Genomic DNA, 16,606 nt, shown 5'->3' on the forward strand with positions numbered 1-16,606 from the left:
TGCACCGGCAGCTGGAAGCCCCTGGCCGGCCGATCAGCTGAGCCGGCGGACCCGCGCGCCACTCCCCTGAACGCTGGACACATGTTCATTTCAATAACAGCTTGAGAGTCAATCGTTCATTGTCGCGCTCCTGAAACGGTCGTTTGACTGATACGCTGCCGAGATGGGAACACTTCGATCAGCGACGATCACCGGTGTCCGATCCATGTCCGGAGCGCGATCCCTGCTGATGGCGGCCGGGGTGAAGCGGCGTGATCTCGGCAAGCCGATCGTGGCTGTCGCCAACAGCTACACGCAGTTCGTGCCGGGGCACGTGCACCTGAACCAGGTGGCCGAGATCGTCGCCGAGGCGGTGGTCGCCCACGGCGGCGTGCCGCGGGAGTTCAGCACGATCGCCGTCGACGACGGCATCGCCAACGGCCATCTGGGGATGCTGTACTCCCTGCCGAGCCGCGAGCTGATCGCGGACTCCGTCGAGTACATGACGAACGCCCACTGCGCCGACGCGCTGGTGTGCATCTCCAACTGCGACAAGATCACGCCGGGCATGTTGATGGCGGCCCTGCGGCTCAACATCCCCACCGCGTTCGTCTCCGGCGGGCCGATGGAAGCCGGTCGCCCCCCGGCCGCGATCCCGGAGCGGTTGCGCACCCAGGACCTGGACCTGGTCAGCGCGTTCTCCGCATCAGCCGACCAGCAGCTCTCCGACGACGAGCTCGCCGCCGTTGAGGACAGCGCGTGCCCCACCTGCGGTTCGTGCTCGGGCATGTTCACGGCGAACTCGATGAACTGCCTGGTCGAGGCGATGGGCCTGGGCCTGCCGGGCAACGGGACGCTCCTGGCCACGCACGCCGACCGGCGCGCCCTCTACGCCGATGCCGGCCGCACCGCGATGGAACTGGTCCGCCGCTTCTACGACCACGACGACGAGACCGCGCTGCCTCGCGCGATCGCGTCCGAAGCGGGCTTCCGCAACGCGATGGCCCTCGACCTCGCGATGGGCGGATCCACCAACACGATCCTGCACATCCTGGCCGCTGCCCGCGAAGGCGGGGTCGACTTCGCGCTGCGGGACATCGACGAGCTGTCGCGCTCGGTGCCCAACCTCTGCAAGGTCGCGCCGAGCAGTCGCTACCACGTGGAGGACGTGCACCGGGCGGGAGGAATCCAGGCCCTCCTCGCCGAGCTGGACGCGGCCGGGCTGATCGACCGGTCGCTCCCGACCATCAGCGGCGCCACCACGGGTGAGCAGCTCGACGCCTGGAACATCCGCTCGCCCGCGGTCGCGCCGGAGAAGCTCCAGTTCTTCCGCGCCGCGCCGGGCGGAGTGCGCACCATCGCCCCGTTCAGCTCGACGAAGCGGTACGCGGAGCTCGACACCGACCGGGAAGCGGGCTGCATCCGCTCGCGAGAGCACGCCTACTCGGCCGATGGCGGGCTGGCGGTGCTGTTCGGGAACCTGGCTCTCGACGGCTGCGTGGTCAAGACCGCTGGCGTCGCGGCCTCGATGATGCGGTTCACCGGCCCGGCGAAGGTGTTCGAGAGCCAGGAGGAGTGCGCCGCGGGCATCCTCGGCGACGAGGTCGCGCCCGGTGACGTCATCGTGGTCCGCTACGAGGGACCACGAGGCGGCCCCGGGATGCAGGAGATGTTGCAGCCCACGTCGTTCCTCAAGGGCCGCGGCCTGGACACCGCCTGCGCCTTGATCACCGACGGCCGGTTCTCCGGAGGCTCCGCCGGGCTCTCGATCGGCCACGTGTCCCCGGAAGCGGCCGCGGGCGGGACGATCGGCCTGGTTCGCGACGGTGACCTGATCACCATCGACATCCCGGGCCGCTCGGTCTCGGTCGACGTGCCCGACGCCGAGCTCCTCCGCCGGCGCGCTGAAGTGCGCGAGCGACTCGGAGGTTTCCGCCCGGCCGAGCGGGTCCGCCCCGTCAGCGAAGCGCTGCGCGTGTACGCCGCGCTCGCGACCTCGGCCTCAACCGGTGCGATGCGGGACCTGGACGCGGCGTTCACCGACCGCCCGTGAGGTCCGCTCCCCCGGGCCGCCCGAACCCGGCGGTGCGGTGAGCTGGTCACCGCACCGGCCGGTGGCGGGTGCTCCGCGACCGGCAGTCCCTCGACGACGTCGCCGAGTTCCCCCGGACAGCCCGGTGCCCGCCCGCGCCCGGCCGCGGAAGAAGCGCCGCAGCCGACGTCGCTGACCTGCCGCGCGAGATCGGCGCCGCCGGGCCGGACGTGCTCGACACCGCCGGTGGTGCTCGTCGACGGCGCCGCCCACCGGACGACGGTCCGCGACGACCCCGCCTGCGCCGCCCGCTCCCGCGCGGCAGCGGGCGCCCTCCCCGACGTCGCCGCTCGCTGAGATTCCGCCCGCGAGCTGGTGGCGCCCAGCAGGTCGGCTCGCGGTCAGCGACAGCACTCGCCGCGAAGACCACCTGGACCCGCCGGAATCCCGGCGTTCATGCTGGGCGGATGGCGACCGACACGACCTCCGGCACGATGCTGCCCGTTCCGGGACGCGGGCGCCGAGAGGCAGTGCTGCTCGTGCTCGCCGGGGCCGGATGCCTGTCCGCATCGGCCGTGCTGGTGAAGGTGGCGGCGGTTGATCCGGCGACGTCGGCGTTCCTGCGCTGCGCCATCGCGGTCCTGGTGCTGACGCCCCTGGCGTGGCGGGAACACCGGAGGCGCGGTGCCCTGTCCCAGCGCGGGGTCGTGGTCGCGCTCGTCGCCGGTGCGGCGCTGGGGATCGACTACATGATGTGGACGCGCAGCATCTTCGACGTGGGCGCTGGGATCTCCACGGTGCTGATCAACGTGCAGGTCGTGGTGCTCCCGACCTTGGTCCTGCTCATCGACCGGGAACGACCGAGCAGGCGGTTCGTGCTGGCCTGCCCCGTGATGCTCGCCGGGATCGTGCTCATCAGCGGCGTGCTCGAAAGCGGAACCGCTTCCCCGAACGCGCTGCGCGGAACCGCGTTCGGCGTCCTGGCCGGTGTCGCGTACGCGCTCTACCTGTACCTGACACGACGACAGGGCCGCGCTGAACCCGGCCCGGCCGTGGTCCCGCTGGCCTTCGCCACGGCGAGCGCGGCGGTCACCTCGGCCGCGCTCTCCCCGCTCAGCGGCGGAATCCACCTCGGGTCCATCCCGCTCACCTCGTGGCTGGCGCTGATCGGCCTCGCCCTGCTGGGCCAGGTGCTCTCCTGGCTGCTCATCAACTCCGGCTCCCCGCACCTGCCCGCGAACCAGACCGCGGCGCTGCTGCTGACCCAGCCGGTCGTGGCCGTGCTCCTGAGCCTTGTCGTCCTCGCCGAGGTGCCCTCCGCCCCGGAGGTCTGCGGCATGGGGCTCGTGCTCGCGTCGGTCGCGGTGGCCAACCGGGTCTCGCTGAAGCCCCGCGAATCCTGATCCCCGCGTGCGCGGGTCCGACGTCGCGGTCTCCCCCGGAGATCACGATCTCGCGGCCCCGCGCACCCCCGGGTGGACCTCGGCGAGCGGGAGTGGGCGCGGGCGACCGCGGCGAAGTCGCCGAACCGGCCCGGGCCGTGAGCCCGCACCTCCTGGGCCGACGCCGACACCGGCGTCAGCTCTTCGGCGTCGGCCCCGAACGCCACCCGGGTCCGCTCCGCGACGAAAAACCTGCACCGGCGAATGTAGACATGTCGTCCGGTCGACGTTAGGATTGCTGCAACAGCACGGGACGTCACCGCAGCGCCATCATCGAAGAATCGGCGAAGTGAGCGCAACGATCAGCCCCGGGCCGGGCAAGCAGGGTGGCCCCCCGGGGAGCAAGGAAAGAGCATCCGCAGGCGAGCGTGAAGGGAGGCGTCGTATCGCAGGACCCGGCGTCGCGTCATCCTCTGGTTCGTGGTGGATGAGCGGCAGTGGTAACTGACAGAACTATCTCCCTCCGGCCCCCGGTGCACCGCGCGTGCGCCGGGGGCCTCGTTCGGGAGGGGACGGGAGAACGAGTGGACGAAGGTCGGACCGAGATCGAGGAGAAGTTCGACGACGCCGACTACCCGGCTTACACCATGGGCCGAGCCGCGGAGATGCTGGGAGTCACCCAGCCGTTCCTGCGGTCGCTGGAGGAGTCGGGATCGCTGGTGCCCGCACGCTCCGGTGGCGGCCACCGCAGGTACTCGCGAGCTCAGCTGCGGCGGGCCGCGCGGGTCCGGGAGCTGGTCGACCAGGGGATGCCGGTGTGGGGAGCCTGCCGCATCATCGCCCTGGAGGACGAGCTGGCGGAAGTGACCGCCGAGTCCGCCGACGATCGGGACTGAGCGCCCGCCGGAGCGACAGCGACCGCGCGGCACGGAGCGGGCCGGGTCGCGGGACCGCCCCGCCCCCGCCGCGTGCGGACGCACCACCGGACGTCGATTCCCTTCAGGTGCGACGAGGCGGGCGGATCGCTCGCGGTGTGCGGACTCGCTGCCGCCGCGGGCGGAGAGCCGGGCGGGCCTCGCGGGCGGTGGCGACGAGGGTCGAGGCGGCCACGGCGTTGCGGACGATGTCGAGCAGGGACACGCCGCTGACGCGCGCGCCGATCGCGATGATCATCGGCCCGGAGACGTCGGTGACGGAGCGCGAGGCCTCCGCGTTGAGGATCCCCCCGCGGTCGGTCATCTGGTGCTGAGCGGTCCGGTGATGGTGAATCCCTCGCCCTGCCAGCCCCAGCGGGTCTCCCGGGTGGTGCGGGTGTCGTAGGCGTCGCGGGCGATCGGGTAGGTGATCGTGCTGACCTGCCCCCAGTCCGCGTAGCGCGGATCGCGTTCCCCGCGCAGCTCGGTCGGGATCGGGGTCCGGCGGCCGACCTCGTCCACTCCGGCGAAGCTGCCACCGATGTCCCGGTTGTAGGCCGCCGTCCCGTCGAAGCCGAGCGACGCCGGGGGGTTCAGCAGCGCGGTCGGCGCCTCGGCGAGCCCGCCACCGACCCGCGGCACGTCGCGCAGGCACGGCGCCACCCAGGTCATCGACCAGTCCACGTAGACGTCCTGCCGCCCGTCGAGGAAGGCTCGCAGCGGAACCACGTCCAGCAGCCGCGGCCCGGTCACCGCGAGCCAGCCGGCCTCGTCGCCCGTCGCGTCCTCGGCGACGACGCGGACGCGGTCGGCGTCGGGCGGGACCTGGTCGGCGATGAGCGTCCGCCAGCCGGGACGCACCTGCGGGCGCTGCTCGATCTGCCGGTCGGCCGGGTAGATCGGGCGCTTGTCCCGCTCATCGCCGGAATCGTCGAGCACTCGGGTGCCGAGCGGCCTGGGCGGCCCGTCCGCGGTGGACCGGGCGAACTCGAGCGCCAGCCGGTTGCCGTCCCCGGTGCGTCCGGCGGCCGACACGGCGATCCGCTGGTCCGGCCCGATCCGCGGGGCGGCGAACCACCCGCTGCGCAGCGAGCCGGTGGCGATCGGACCACCGGCCAGGCTCCCCCACCGCTGCGGCCCGGAACCCGCGGGCGCGGGGCTCGCGCCGCCCCCGTCGGTGAAGCCGGTGAGCTCGTCGACGCCCTCCGCGCGCGCCAGCACCCCGTCCGGGGCGTCGGCGTTGATCACGACGTCGTCGATGATGCCGCAGCCAGTCCCGGACAACTCGTCCACCAGCTGCCCACCGACCGAGTAACCGCCCGCCCGCGCGATCGGGGCCGCCGCGAACGAGACCAGCAGGACCAGCACGCCGGCCCCGACGGCCGCGGTGGCCACCACCGCGGGCATCCGGGCGAGCATCCGCCGGGCCCCGGCCCGGCCGCCGAAGCGCGGCAGCAGCGCGCCGCCGAGCAGCGCGGCGACGAGCAGCACCCACGGGAGGGGGCCGTTCAACGGCCACAGCGGCAGCTCGTCGCGCGGGACCCCGAAGTGCGAGTGCAGGAAGTAGGTGTTCGTGCCGGAGAACGCCAGGCACGCGGCCGCGATCGCGGCGACGGTGCCGATACCACCGACGAGCAGCACCTCCCGGCGCGCGGCCCACTCCCGCGCGCACGTGCCGAGCAGCACGATCGCGGCGGTGAGCGCCACCGCGCCGAACCCGGCGAGGGCGCCGAAGTAGTGCGTCCACTTCGACGGCGTCAACCACAGCAGCGCAAGCCCGATTCCCAGGCAGCCCAGCGGCAGCGGCACCAGCCGCATCCCGGGCAGCCGACGGGCTCCGCGCACCACCAGCAACGTGGCGCACGCCGCCACCGCGAACGTGAGCAGCACCGGAAGACGTCGCGCCAGACCGCCCTGGTAGTCGCCGAAACCCAGGAGGTACTGGTAGCGGCGGATCTCCTGGAACCAACCGACGTTCGGCCCGTAGAACCGATGCAGCGCGGTGGCCTGCTGCGCACCGAACCACGACTGGTCCGCGAACATGGCCACCAGCGCCGCGGAGGCCAGGCAGGCGCCCAACGCGCACCAGCCCCACGGCGGCTCGTCCCGCGCCCGCAGTCCGCGCAGGACGCGCGGCGCCAGCAGCAGCACCGGCGCCGCCGCGGTCACGCCCACCGGGTTGACGGCCACGGTGAGCCCCCCGGCCAGCGCACCGATCCCGAGCAGCAGGACGCTCGCCCCGCCTGGCCCCGAGGTGGCGCGCAGCACGCAGGTGAGCACCGCGGTGGTGCCGAGCGCGATGAACGGTTCCGGGCGCACGCCGAGGTCGAACGGCAGCCACCACACGAGCAGCGCCCCGGCCAGCAGCGCCCTGGTGCCGAGACGGCGCGCGTGCTCGGGCAGCACCACGGGGAGGACACCGCGGCTGAGCAGCAGCCAGGTGAGCAGTCCGGCGACCACGCTCGGCACCCGCAGCAGCAGCGGCGAGGCGTGCAGCGCCACCAGCGGGCTGAGCAGGTTCAGCACCAGGGTGAACGGCGCTTCCGAGGAGTTCTCCCAGCGGTAGTAGTTGGTGAAGTCGCCGGTGCGCAGCGCGTTGCGGACGATGCCCTCGGTGAACGAGTCGTCCGGGCTCAGCGGGCCGAGCACGAGCCAGGCCGCGAAGATCACGAGAACGCCGAGGTCGACGAGCAGGGTCGAGCGGGCCGCGCGGCGGGCGTTCCCGGCGCGGGCGGGATCCGGACCGGAATCCGGGCGCTCGGGCCCGTCCCGGTCGGCGTCGAGGTGCCGCGCGGTGGTCCTGCCCGAAGTGGAGCACTCATCGCCGGGCTCGTCGGCTCCGCCCCGCCTCGCATCGGCGGAGCCGCCACCGGAACGCTCCACCGCGCACCGCCGGCGCCGGTCGCCGATCACGAGCAGCACCAGCGACGAGAGCATCGCGGCGACCGCCACCCCGATCAGCGCGATCTTCCCGGTGCTCGGCGTGCTCTCGAACCAGTTCGCGGTCCGCGCGGTCACGCCCATCCCCTCGGCCTCCGCCGGGTTCAGGTCGGTGGTGAAGGCGAACACCTCGCGGACCTGCGCGTCGGGGAGATCGATCGTCTCCGCACCGACCCGCAGCGTGCTGCCGCGCGCACCGGCGTCGAGGGACAACCCGCAGCCGCTCGCGGCGACCGGTCCACGGTAGACCTGCGCACCACCGACGAGCACCGCCACCGAGCCGTCCACCGCGGACATCGCGAAGCCCTCCGCGGGCTTGCCGGGCAGCGCACTGCTGACCAGCGTGGTGGCGCCGTCCCGCGCCAACCCGGCCCGCACGGCCTCGCACGGGACCTCGACCCGCACGTGCTCCGGCCGGTAGGGCACGAACAGCGCGGTGGTGGACTCGACGGGACGCCCGGCGCGCGGCCAGGTCACGGTGGTGCGCTCGGCGTCGACCGGCGCGAACGGGAGCGCGAGCGCGGCGAGCACGCCGAGGCCCCCGACGAGCAGGGCGATCTTCGTGAGCGCGGGGACCCGACGCTCCTCTCCCCCGGTGGCGATCACGGCGTCCTTCCTGCGAGGTCCTGTGCGTTCGGTGGTTCGGAGCCGCCGCGGGCCCCGACGGCCCTCATCTTCCCGGACACCGCGCCCGCGACAGCAACACCCGCACCACCCACCAGCCGACGCTGAGGCCGAACAGGACCGCCGTCACCAGCAACCAGTTGCCCAGGTACGGCTGCTGGTCCTGGCCGGTCGCGGCCGCGTGGTCGGCGGCGCCGAGCCCGAGGATCCCGGGGAAGAACATCAGGAACAGCAGTCCGCTGCCCAGCGCGGGGAGCCGCACGTGGTTCACCGCGGCCGGGGACCGGTGGCGGAAGATCCCGGTCAGCGCCCGGTCGCCGAGCGAGTACAGCGGCAGCAGCACCGCGTCGTGCGCCACGACGGCGCCGAAGAACCACAGCAGCAGCGCCGGGAGCTCCGGCTGGTCCCGCACGCGCAGGAAGACGTACCAGGCGAGCGCGAAGCTGCCCAGCAGCACCAGGAACCGGAACGGGTCGGTGCCGAGCAGGCGGGCCGAGCGACGCACGGTTCACCTCCTGCGGAACGCGATCGAAGCGACCCACTTGGTGTTGTGCACCCCGGGCAACGCGGGCACGATCACCCGGGCCGGGAAGCCGTGATCCGCGCTCAGGTCCACTCCGTTGACCCGCAGCGCGAGCAGCGCGTCCGGGTCGAGCACCTGGCCGGCGTGCAGGGTCGCCGCCGCGAACGCGCCCCCGGTTTCCAGGGAGCGCACGTGGGCCGAATCGGGCTCGGGCACGCCGGCGAGCCGGGCGAGCTCGGCCAGCGGCACCCCGGTCCAGCGCTGGGTGGTCGACCAGCCCTCGACGCAGGCGATCGGCAGGTCCGCGGTGCGCTGCGGCAGGGCGAGCAGCTGGCCGCGGTCGAGCTCGACCGGATCGGCACCGCCCAGCAGCCGCAGCCGCCAGTCCGGTCCGGTGCTCGCGGCGGCGACGCCCGCGGCGGCGGCCGTGCGGTTGACCTGGAAACCGTTCGGCCCGGGCCCGTCCCGGTAGCGCGGGGACAGCAGCGCGGTCCGCCGGGCAGGACCGTCGATGGTCTGGCCCACCGTGACCAGACCGATCAGCGCCGAACCCCCGGCGATGGTGGCCAGGAGGCCGCGCCTGCTCATCGTGGCAGGCGCGGGCCGGCGCGGTGCGAGGTCATCGTCCCCGCCCCGGCGGCGCAGCGCCCGCACCGCCGCGGGCAGCTTGAGCGCCACGTGCGCGGCGAAGGATCCGATGAACACCCACGCTCCCCAGTAGTGCGCGGTGTAGAAGCTGAACGGGAAGGCGTAGTAGTACTGCACGTTCAGCACGCCGGTCACCATCTCGAACACCACGCTGCCCACGAGCAGCAGCAACGACAGCCGCTCCAGTGCGCGGGCCGGAGAGGTCACCGGTGGCCAGGCGAACAGCTTCGGGATCACCGACCACAACTTCGCCAGCACCACCGGCACCAGCATCAGTCCGAGCAGGACGTGCGTGCCCTGGTTCAGCCGGTACAGCCAGGACGGCCGGGTGGGCCAGTCGAACAGCGGCGGCCGCAGCCATCCGACCTCCGCGGGCATCGCTTGCCCGAACCGGGGCCCGTAGGCGACGTAGGACAGCAGTCCGGTGCCGACGACGATCGGCAGCGCGACGAGCAGCACCATCCCGAGCACGGACGTCAGCCGGGTGCCGCGCAGCGGGCTGCGCCACACCCGGGAGCGCCCGAAACCGGGCGGCCGGAACCGGTCCCAGCTGCTCGCCCCCTCGTCGGGCCGCCGTCCGAAGTGCACTGCGAACCCCCCACCACGTCGCCCGCGGTGCCCCGCGAGCGGAGCTCTCGTCCGGTCCACCGAAAAAGGTGGAACCGAGACCAATCCGCCGACCGGGTAGCACCGAATCCCGCGCGGAGAGGCAGTATGCGCAACGAGGAGCCCGGAGCTCCGAACGTAACACGTCCCCCCGAGGAGGACCGCAGTTGAGGACGGTGCGATGACCACCAGCGTCGATGTGATCCTGCCGTGCCGGGACGAGGAGGCCGCGCTCCCCGGAGTGCTCGCCGGCCTGCCGGTCGCGCACGGCTACCGAGCGCTCGTGGTGGACAACGGTTCCACCGACGGCACCGCCGAGGTGGCCGCCGCGCACGGTGCGACCGTGATTTCCGAAGCGCGCCCCGGTTACGGCGCCGCCGTGCACGCCGGTCTGGAGCACTCCGGTGCCGACGTGGTCGTCTTCGTGGACGCCGACGGTTCGATGCGCTTGGAACAGCTGCCGCGGCTGGTGGACCTGCTGGTGGGTGGCGACGCGGATCTCGTGGTGGGCCGCCGGGTCGCGGCCGAGCGGGGAGCCTTCCCGTGGCACGCGCGGCTGGGCAACGCCGCGCTCGCCGGGATGCTGCGCAGGCAGGGGCTGCCGGTGCGCGACCTCGCACCGCTGCGAGTGGCCTGGCGTCAACGGTTGCTGGACCTGGGTGTCACCGATCGCGGTTTCGGCTACCCGCTGGAGTTGTTGGTGCGCGCAGCCCGGTCCGGCTGGCGGGTGCAGGAGGTTCCGGTCGACTACTATCCGCGCGCCGCCGGAACGCGCTCCAAGGTGACCGGCTCGGTGCGCGGCACCGCGCGGGCGGTGCGCGACATGGCGCGGGTGCTGCGATGAGCCGCGGTGTGCTGCTCGTCGTCGCGAAGGCGCCGGTGCCGCGGCGGGCGAAGACCCGGCTCACGCCGCCGGCCTCGGCGGAGCAGGCCGCGTCGATCGCGGCGGCCGGGTTGCTGGACACCCTGGACGCGGCCGCTGGAACCGGCCTGCCCACGGTGGTCGCCTGGACCGGTGAGACCGCGGCCGCGGCCCGGGTGGAGGAGGTCCGGGCCGCGCTGGCTCGGGTGCAGGTCGTCGAGCAGCGAGGAGACGGGTTCGCCGAGCGCCTCGTCGCCGCGCACGCGGACACCGGCGCGCTGCATCCGGGCGAGCCGATCCTGCAGATCGGGATGGACACGCCGCAGCTCACCCCTCGGATCCTCGCCCGGTCCCTGGACAGGCTCGGCGGGGCCGCGCCTCCGGACGCCGTGCTCGGCGCGGCCGAGGACGGCGGCTGGTGGGCCCTCGGGGTTCTCCGGGCGCGGCACGCGGAGGCGCTGCTGGAGGTCCCGATGTCCACCGCCGAGACCGGTGCGCGCACGGTGGAGGCACTGCGCTCCCGCGGACTGCGCGTCGAACCTCTCCCCACGTTGTCCGATGTGGACACCATGGCCGATGCCGCGTCGGTGGCCGCCACCGTCCCCGCTTCGCGGTTCGCCGCGGCCGTCGCCGCCGTCCCGGTGGAGCGCGGGCGATGACGGCGGCGTTCGACGCGGTGTACGACACCGAGATCTGCTGGCTGGAGATGGACCACGGCCCGCCCGAACTGCTGCACCCGCGACGGTGGTCGAACGAGCTGGAACCGGCCGACGAGCTGGTCCTGAGCCGATGTCGCGGCGCGACGCTGGACGTCGGATGCGGACCGGGACGGATGACGCGCGGGCTGGTGCGGCGCGGCCGCACCGCGCTGGGGGTGGACGTCTCCGCTGCGGCGGTGTGCCGGACCATGCTGCGCGGCGGGCACGCCTTCCACGGTGATGTGTTCGACCCGCTGCCCGGTGAGGGCGGCTGGCAGCACGTGCTGCTGCTCGACGGGAACCTCGGCATCGGCGGGGATCCGCGTGCGCTGCTGCGCCGCGCGACGGAGCTGATCACCGACACCGGGAGCGTCCTGGTCGAGGCGCACCCGCCGGGCGTGGGGCTGTGCGCGGGGCGCGCCCGGCTCCCGGGCGGAACGTGGTTCCCGTGGGCACGGGTCGGCACCGACGTGTTGCACGAGCTCGCGGCGGCGGCGCGGCTGCGGGTGCGGTGGCACGCCCAGCACGGGCGGCGCAGGGTTGCCGAGCTCGTGCTGGCCGGCGCGGCCTGAGCGCGGTGCCGTGGCCGCGGGCGGACTTCAGGACCGCCCGGGAACCGAATCGTCGTCGAGAGGATCGAACATGCGGGTACTGGTCACGGGCGGTGCGGGCTTCATCGGCTCGCACGTCGCCGACCGGCTCAGCAACGACGGACACGAAGTGCTGCTGGTCGACGCGCTGCTCCCGCAAGCGCACCCGACGCGCACCATCCCCGAACACCTGCGCGGGCACGGCTTGACCGTCGCGGACCTCCGCGATCCCGACATCGCGGACCACGTGGTGCGCGGGGTGGACGCGGTGTTCCACCACGCCGCGATGGTGGGACTGGAGACGGGGATGTCCGACATGCCCGATTACGTGGCGCACAACGAACTCGCCACCGCGAACCTGCTGGCGGCGATGGCCGAGCACGGCGTGCACCAGCTGGTGCTGGCGAGCTCGATGGTCGTCTACGGCGAGGGCCGCTACCACTGCGAGCGGCACGACGTGGTGCGGCCCGAGCCGCGGCGGCCGGAGGACCTGGAGGCCGGGATGTTCGAGCCGCGTTGCCCGCGGTGCGACGAAGCGCTGGTGCGCGGAACCGTGCCCGAGGACGCGCCGATGAATCCGCGCAGCACCTACGCGGCCACCAAGCTCGCGCAGGAGAACCTCGCCGCGCTGTGGGCGCGGGACACCGGCGCGTCCGCGGTCGCGTTGCGCTATCACAACGTCTACGGGCCGCGGATGCCGCGGAACACGCCTTACGCGGGGGTCGCCTCGCTGTTCCGCTCCAGCCTCGCCCGCGGCGAAGCGCCGGTGGTGTTCGAGGACGGCGCGCAGACCCGCGACTTCGTGCACGTCGCGGACGTCGCCGCGGCGAACGCGCTGGCCGCCGAGCAGGACCGGACCGGGTTCCGGGCTTACAACGTGTGCTCCGGGGTTCCGCACACGATCGGCGAGATGGCCACCGCGCTGGCCGCGGCCCACGGCGGGCCGGAACCCCGGGTCAGCGGCCGCTACCGGCTCGGCGACGTGCGGCACATCGTCGCCGACCCGGCACGCGCCGCGAACGAGCTCGGGTTCACCGCCGAGATCGCGTTCGGCGTCGGCATGAAGGAGTTCGCCACCGCCCCGCTCCGGGCGTGATGCCCACCGCGCCGGGCGAGCTCCGCCACGCGACTTCGGCCGTCCGCGCCCGAGAGCGGTGAGCAGGCGGACGTCGCGAACGAGCCCGCCGGGCCTTCTCGCGATGATCGTCGTCCGAAGTGGACTGTTCGGCGGGCGAGCGTGAGCGTCGGGGCGGAGGCGCCCGGTCGCCCGCCGGACTCCCAGGCTTCTCCCAGGAGACTTCCCAGGAATTCACGAATTGTTCGACTAGTTTTCCGATCATGCTTCTTTCCAGGCGAGGCAACGCGCTGTTCCCTCGGCGCCGAGCCCGCACCAGACCCGACGAACCACCCCCGGAGCCGGTTCCCGAAATCCGCGAGGCGGGGAGCCGGCTTCGCGCACCGGGCAAGCTGCACGCGTTCAACCGCTACGAGCTGAAGTACCTGGTCCCGGCGGCGCAGGTGGCCGAGATCCGAGCCGAGATCACCGCTCGCATGGAGGCGGACCACCACTCGGGTCCGCGCGGATACGACGTGTGGAGCCTGTACTACGACACCGGTCGGCTGCGCTTCTACTACGAGAAGATCGAAGGTTTGAAGTTCCGCCGGAAGCTGCGGATTCGCCGCTACGGCGAGGTTTCCGAGCACGCGCCCGTCTCGGTGGAGATCAAGCAGCGGGTGAACCGGGTGACGCAGAAGCGCCGCGTCATGCTGCCCTACTACGTGGCGCGCCAACTGTGCGATCACCGGGAGCGGGTCGAGCACCCGGGCGCCGACCAGGTCTTCGTGGACGAGGTCCTGGATCTGATCATCCGGCTGGACCTGCGGCCGATCGCGATGACCGGGTACCGGCGCGAGGCCTACACGGGTGTCGGTGCCGACCTGGGGCTGCGGGTGACGATGGACCACCGCGTCCGCGGGCGCGACCGCGACTTCGACCTGAACGCCGAGGCCGAGAACCGCTACATCATCAGCCCGCACCACGCGGTGCTGGAGGTCAAGGCCAACGAACGCGCCCCGTACTGGATCACCGACCTGGCCGCCCGCCACGGCCTGCAGATCCAGCGGATCTCCAAGTACTGCCAGTCCGTGGAGGCGCACGGACTGGCGCCGCGCTCGATCTTCCACGTGCCCGGCGAGGACGTCGTCGCCGAATCGTCCCGCCGGCCGGAATCCCCGCAGAAAGAACGTGATTCGCTCTCATGAACCTCGACTTCGGATTCACCGACCTGTCCGGCACGTTCAGCGTCCTGGACGTGGCGATCGCGCTCCTGCTGGCGTTCGCGTGCAGCCTCGTGGTCGCCTGGACCTACCGCGCCAGCCACCGCAACATCTCCTACAGCCAGAGCTACGTGCACACCCTGATCATCCTGGGCATGATCATTTCGTTGATCATGCTGGTGGTGGGGTCCAACATCGCCCGCGCCTTCGCGCTGGTCGGCGCCCTGTCCGTGGTGCGGTTCCGCAACGCCATCAAGGAGACCCGCGACGTCGGGTTCATCTTCCTCGTCATGGGCATCGGCATGGCCTGCGGCACGCGCTTCTACACGCTGGCGATCATCGCCACGGTGCTGGTGTGCGGGGTGATCCTGCTGATGCACCGCCTCAACTGGTTCGCGCTGGACGTGCAGCGCCAGGTGGTCAAGGTGCAGGTCCCGGCGGATGGCGAGGACCGCGGCCCGGCGATCGACGACGTCCTCATCCGCTACACCGACGAGTACGAGCTGATCAGCACCGAGACCGTGCGCGGCGGCGCCCTGCTGGAGATGGCCTACACCGCCCGGCTGAAGAAGAAGGTCAAGCCCGGCACGGTGATCGAGGCCCTGCGCGAGGTCACCTCCGGGCAGAAGGCGACCGTGCTGACCGGGTACGACCAGACGGACATGTGACATGACCAGCACTCAGGACGGGCACGTCCCCGAGGCGTCCCCGACGGTCCGGCGCCGGCTGAAGCAGCGCGTCCCGGTTCGCCTGCGCCACTACTGGAAGATTCCCGCGGCTCTGCTCGCGGTCGTGGCCGCGCTGGTGCTCGTCTTCGGTGACGCCCGAGTCCGCCCGCTGTTCGTCGCGGAGCCCGTCGTGCACGAGAGCATCTCCCAGGACATCGCCGGTACCGGGAACCTGTTCGACGGCGGGGAGCACAGCATCGAGGTGCGGTTCGATCCGGCCGAGTACGCGGACATGATGCGCACCTTCCGCGAGGAGGGCGAGAAGCAGTTCGTCCGGGCCGACATGACGATCGATGGAACTGCCGTGCGGGACGTGGGGCTGCGCCTCAAGGGAAACTCCACCCTGATGAGCCTGCGCGGGCAGGAACGGATGGGTCCGGGTGCCATGCCCGGTGGAGGTCCGGGTGCCGGAGGTCTCGCCGGTGGCGGTGCGGTTCCCGGTGCCGATGCTCCTGGTGGCGAGAACACCGCGGCGGAGGACGCCGGAGCTCCCGCCGACGGCGCGGGCGATCCCGAGGGCTCCGCCCAGGACACCGCGGCAGGACAAGAGGATCCGGCAGCGCCCGAGCAGCAGAATCCCCGGGGCGGTGGTCCGATGGCGTCGCTGTCCGAGGACGAGCCCGAGACGCTCCCGTGGCTCATCAGCTTCGAGGAGTTCGCCGAAGGGCGCGCCTACCAGGGCCACAGCGAGATCACGCTGCGTCCGGAGGCGGGTGGCACCGCGACCGCGGTCAACGAGGCCCTCGGGCTGGAGCTGACCGCCGCCGCCGGGGAGACGACGCAGGCGCACACGCTCACCTCGTTCCGCGTCAACGGCGGCGATGCGGTGCCACGGCTGCTGCTCGACCCGCCCGACGCGGCCTGGGCCGAGCAGCACGGCGACGGCGTGCTGTACAAGGCGCGGGCAGGCGGGTCCTTCGAGTACCTGGGCGACGACCCCACCGACTACGAGGAGGCGTTCAAGCAGATCAACAGCGAAGGCGGCTACGACCTCCAGCCGGTGCTGGATCTGCTGGCGTTCGTCGCCGAGGCGGACGACGAGGAGTTCGCCGCGGAGTTGGACGAGCACGTGGACACCGAGTCGTTCGCCCGGTACCTCGCTCTGCAGAACCTGATCGCCAACGGCGACGCCATGGACGGCCCCGGGAACAACTACTACCTGTGGTACGACACCGCGCGGGGTCGTTTCACCGTGCTGTCCTGGGACCTCAACCTGTCGTTCACCGGCATGGGGATGGGCCCCGGCCGAGGCGCGCCGGGCCCGGATTCCGCTGGTGGGGCACCCGGCGACACCGGCGGTGATCGGCCCGAACCACCGGGCGGCGGGATGCCCGGCGGCCGCCCGGACGGTTCCGGTGGCGGATCTCGCGGCAGCAGCGCCCTCAAGGAACGCTTCCTGGCCGACGAGCACTTCCGCGCCGCCTACGAGCAGGCCTACGCGGACCTCTACCGCGACCTGATCACCAGCGGCACCGCGGCCGGCCTGGTGGACCGGGTCGCCGCCCGAGCGGAGGGCGCCGGAGACGAAGCCGCCCGCTCCGCCCGCGACGGCCTCGCCCAGCAGATCGCCAGCACCAGCCCGACCCCGCGCGAGGACGTCGGCATCGGCGGACCGGGGCGGTAGCCGCACGCGCCCGGCCGGGGACCGCGACACCCGCGTCCCCGGCCGGGCCCGCCCTGCGGCGTGCCCGCCGAGGGGGGCGGGGGCGGCGGTGTCCAGCTCCACCAAGTCGGAACGAGGGGCCCGGTGACGTGCTTGCGCAGCTCGGGCAGCCACCACGGGTCCGGATCGGCCGCGGCGGG

14 protein-coding genes are annotated in these 16,606 nt (G+C 72.8%); 10 read left to right on the plus strand and 4 right to left on the minus strand.

Features of this window, described 5'->3' with window-relative positions:
- Positions 1–163: 163 nt before the first annotated feature.
- The 3 genes from ilvD to ACL03H_RS15455 all read left to right on the plus strand — a co-directional run bounded on the left by ilvD (position 164) and on the right by ACL03H_RS15455 (position 4,289).
- Positions 164–2,032, plus strand: coding sequence for a dihydroxy-acid dehydratase (gene ilvD, locus ACL03H_RS15445; protein ID WP_412811924.1), 1,869 nt, complete (start codon positions 164–166; stop codon positions 2,030–2,032).
- Between the two features lie 446 nt (positions 2,033–2,478).
- Positions 2,479–3,414, plus strand: coding sequence for a DMT family transporter (locus ACL03H_RS15450; protein WP_412811925.1), 936 nt, complete (start codon positions 2,479–2,481; stop codon positions 3,412–3,414).
- A gap of 563 nt (positions 3,415–3,977) precedes the next feature.
- Positions 3,978–4,289 carry a helix-turn-helix domain-containing protein gene (locus ACL03H_RS15455; RefSeq protein ID WP_412811926.1) on the plus strand — a complete coding sequence of 104 codons (312 nt, stop codon included), beginning with the start codon at positions 3,978–3,980 and terminating at the stop codon, positions 4,287–4,289.
- Between the two features lie 103 nt (positions 4,290–4,392).
- Here ACL03H_RS15455 and ACL03H_RS15460 read toward each other — a convergent pair whose 3' ends face one another.
- The 4 genes from ACL03H_RS15460 to ACL03H_RS15475 form a co-directional block, all read right to left on the minus strand.
- The gene (locus ACL03H_RS15460) at positions 4,393–4,632 is read right to left on the minus strand and encodes a hypothetical protein (protein WP_412811927.1); all 240 of its coding nucleotides are present in this window, start codon (positions 4,630–4,632) and stop codon (positions 4,393–4,395) included.
- The gene (locus tag ACL03H_RS15465) at positions 4,629–7,853 is read right to left on the minus strand and encodes an arabinosyltransferase domain-containing protein (protein WP_412811928.1); all 3,225 of its coding nucleotides are present in this window, start codon (positions 7,851–7,853) and stop codon (positions 4,629–4,631) included. The genes ACL03H_RS15460 and ACL03H_RS15465 overlap by 4 nt, the downstream gene beginning before the upstream one ends.
- 64 nt (positions 7,854–7,917) lie before the next feature.
- Positions 7,918–8,376: a hypothetical protein gene (locus tag ACL03H_RS15470; protein ID WP_412811929.1), complete on the minus strand. Its 459-nt coding sequence runs from the start codon at positions 8,374–8,376 to the stop codon at positions 7,918–7,920.
- A gap of 3 nt (positions 8,377–8,379) precedes the next feature.
- Positions 8,380–9,630: a molybdopterin-dependent oxidoreductase gene (locus ACL03H_RS15475; RefSeq protein WP_412811930.1), complete on the minus strand. Its 1,251-nt coding sequence runs from the start codon at positions 9,628–9,630 to the stop codon at positions 8,380–8,382.
- Positions 9,631–9,829: 199 nt separating this feature from the next.
- Between ACL03H_RS15475 and ACL03H_RS15480 the strand changes: the two genes are divergently transcribed.
- The 7 genes from ACL03H_RS15480 (at position 9,830) to ACL03H_RS15510 (ending at position 16,427) form a co-directional block, all read left to right on the plus strand.
- Positions 9,830–10,492 carry a glycosyltransferase family 2 protein gene (locus ACL03H_RS15480; RefSeq protein WP_412811931.1) on the plus strand — a complete coding sequence of 221 codons (663 nt, stop codon included), beginning with the start codon at positions 9,830–9,832 and terminating at the stop codon, positions 10,490–10,492.
- Positions 10,489–11,169: a TIGR04282 family arsenosugar biosynthesis glycosyltransferase gene (locus ACL03H_RS15485; protein WP_412811932.1), complete on the plus strand. Its 681-nt coding sequence runs from the start codon at positions 10,489–10,491 to the stop codon at positions 11,167–11,169. The genes ACL03H_RS15480 and ACL03H_RS15485 overlap by 4 nt, the downstream gene beginning before the upstream one ends.
- Positions 11,166–11,780 (plus strand): class I SAM-dependent methyltransferase, encoded by a 615-nt coding sequence (locus ACL03H_RS15490; protein ID WP_412811933.1) that lies wholly within the window; start codon positions 11,166–11,168, stop codon positions 11,778–11,780. Before ACL03H_RS15485 ends, ACL03H_RS15490 begins: the two co-directional genes overlap by 4 nt.
- Positions 11,781–11,850: 70 nt before the next feature.
- The gene (locus tag ACL03H_RS15495) at positions 11,851–12,894 is read left to right on the plus strand and encodes an NAD-dependent epimerase/dehydratase family protein (RefSeq protein ID WP_412811934.1); all 1,044 of its coding nucleotides are present in this window, start codon (positions 11,851–11,853) and stop codon (positions 12,892–12,894) included.
- A 242-nt stretch (positions 12,895–13,136) separates the two neighbouring features.
- Positions 13,137–14,060, plus strand: a complete 924-nt coding sequence (locus ACL03H_RS15500) for a polyphosphate polymerase domain-containing protein (RefSeq protein WP_412811935.1) — start codon at positions 13,137–13,139, stop codon at positions 14,058–14,060.
- Entirely contained in the window at positions 14,057–14,743 is a 687-nt protein-coding gene (locus ACL03H_RS15505; RefSeq protein ID WP_412811936.1) for a DUF4956 domain-containing protein, read from the plus strand. Before ACL03H_RS15500 ends, ACL03H_RS15505 begins: the two co-directional genes overlap by 4 nt.
- Before the next feature lies 1 nt (position 14,744).
- Positions 14,745–16,427, plus strand: a complete 1,683-nt coding sequence (locus ACL03H_RS15510; RefSeq protein ID WP_412811937.1) for a CotH kinase family protein — start codon at positions 14,745–14,747, stop codon at positions 16,425–16,427.
- Positions 16,428–16,606 lie beyond the last annotated feature (179 nt).

It is taken from the genome of Saccharopolyspora antibiotica (assembly GCF_047200635.1).
Lineage (GTDB): Bacteria > Actinomycetota > Actinomycetes > Mycobacteriales > Pseudonocardiaceae > Saccharopolyspora_C.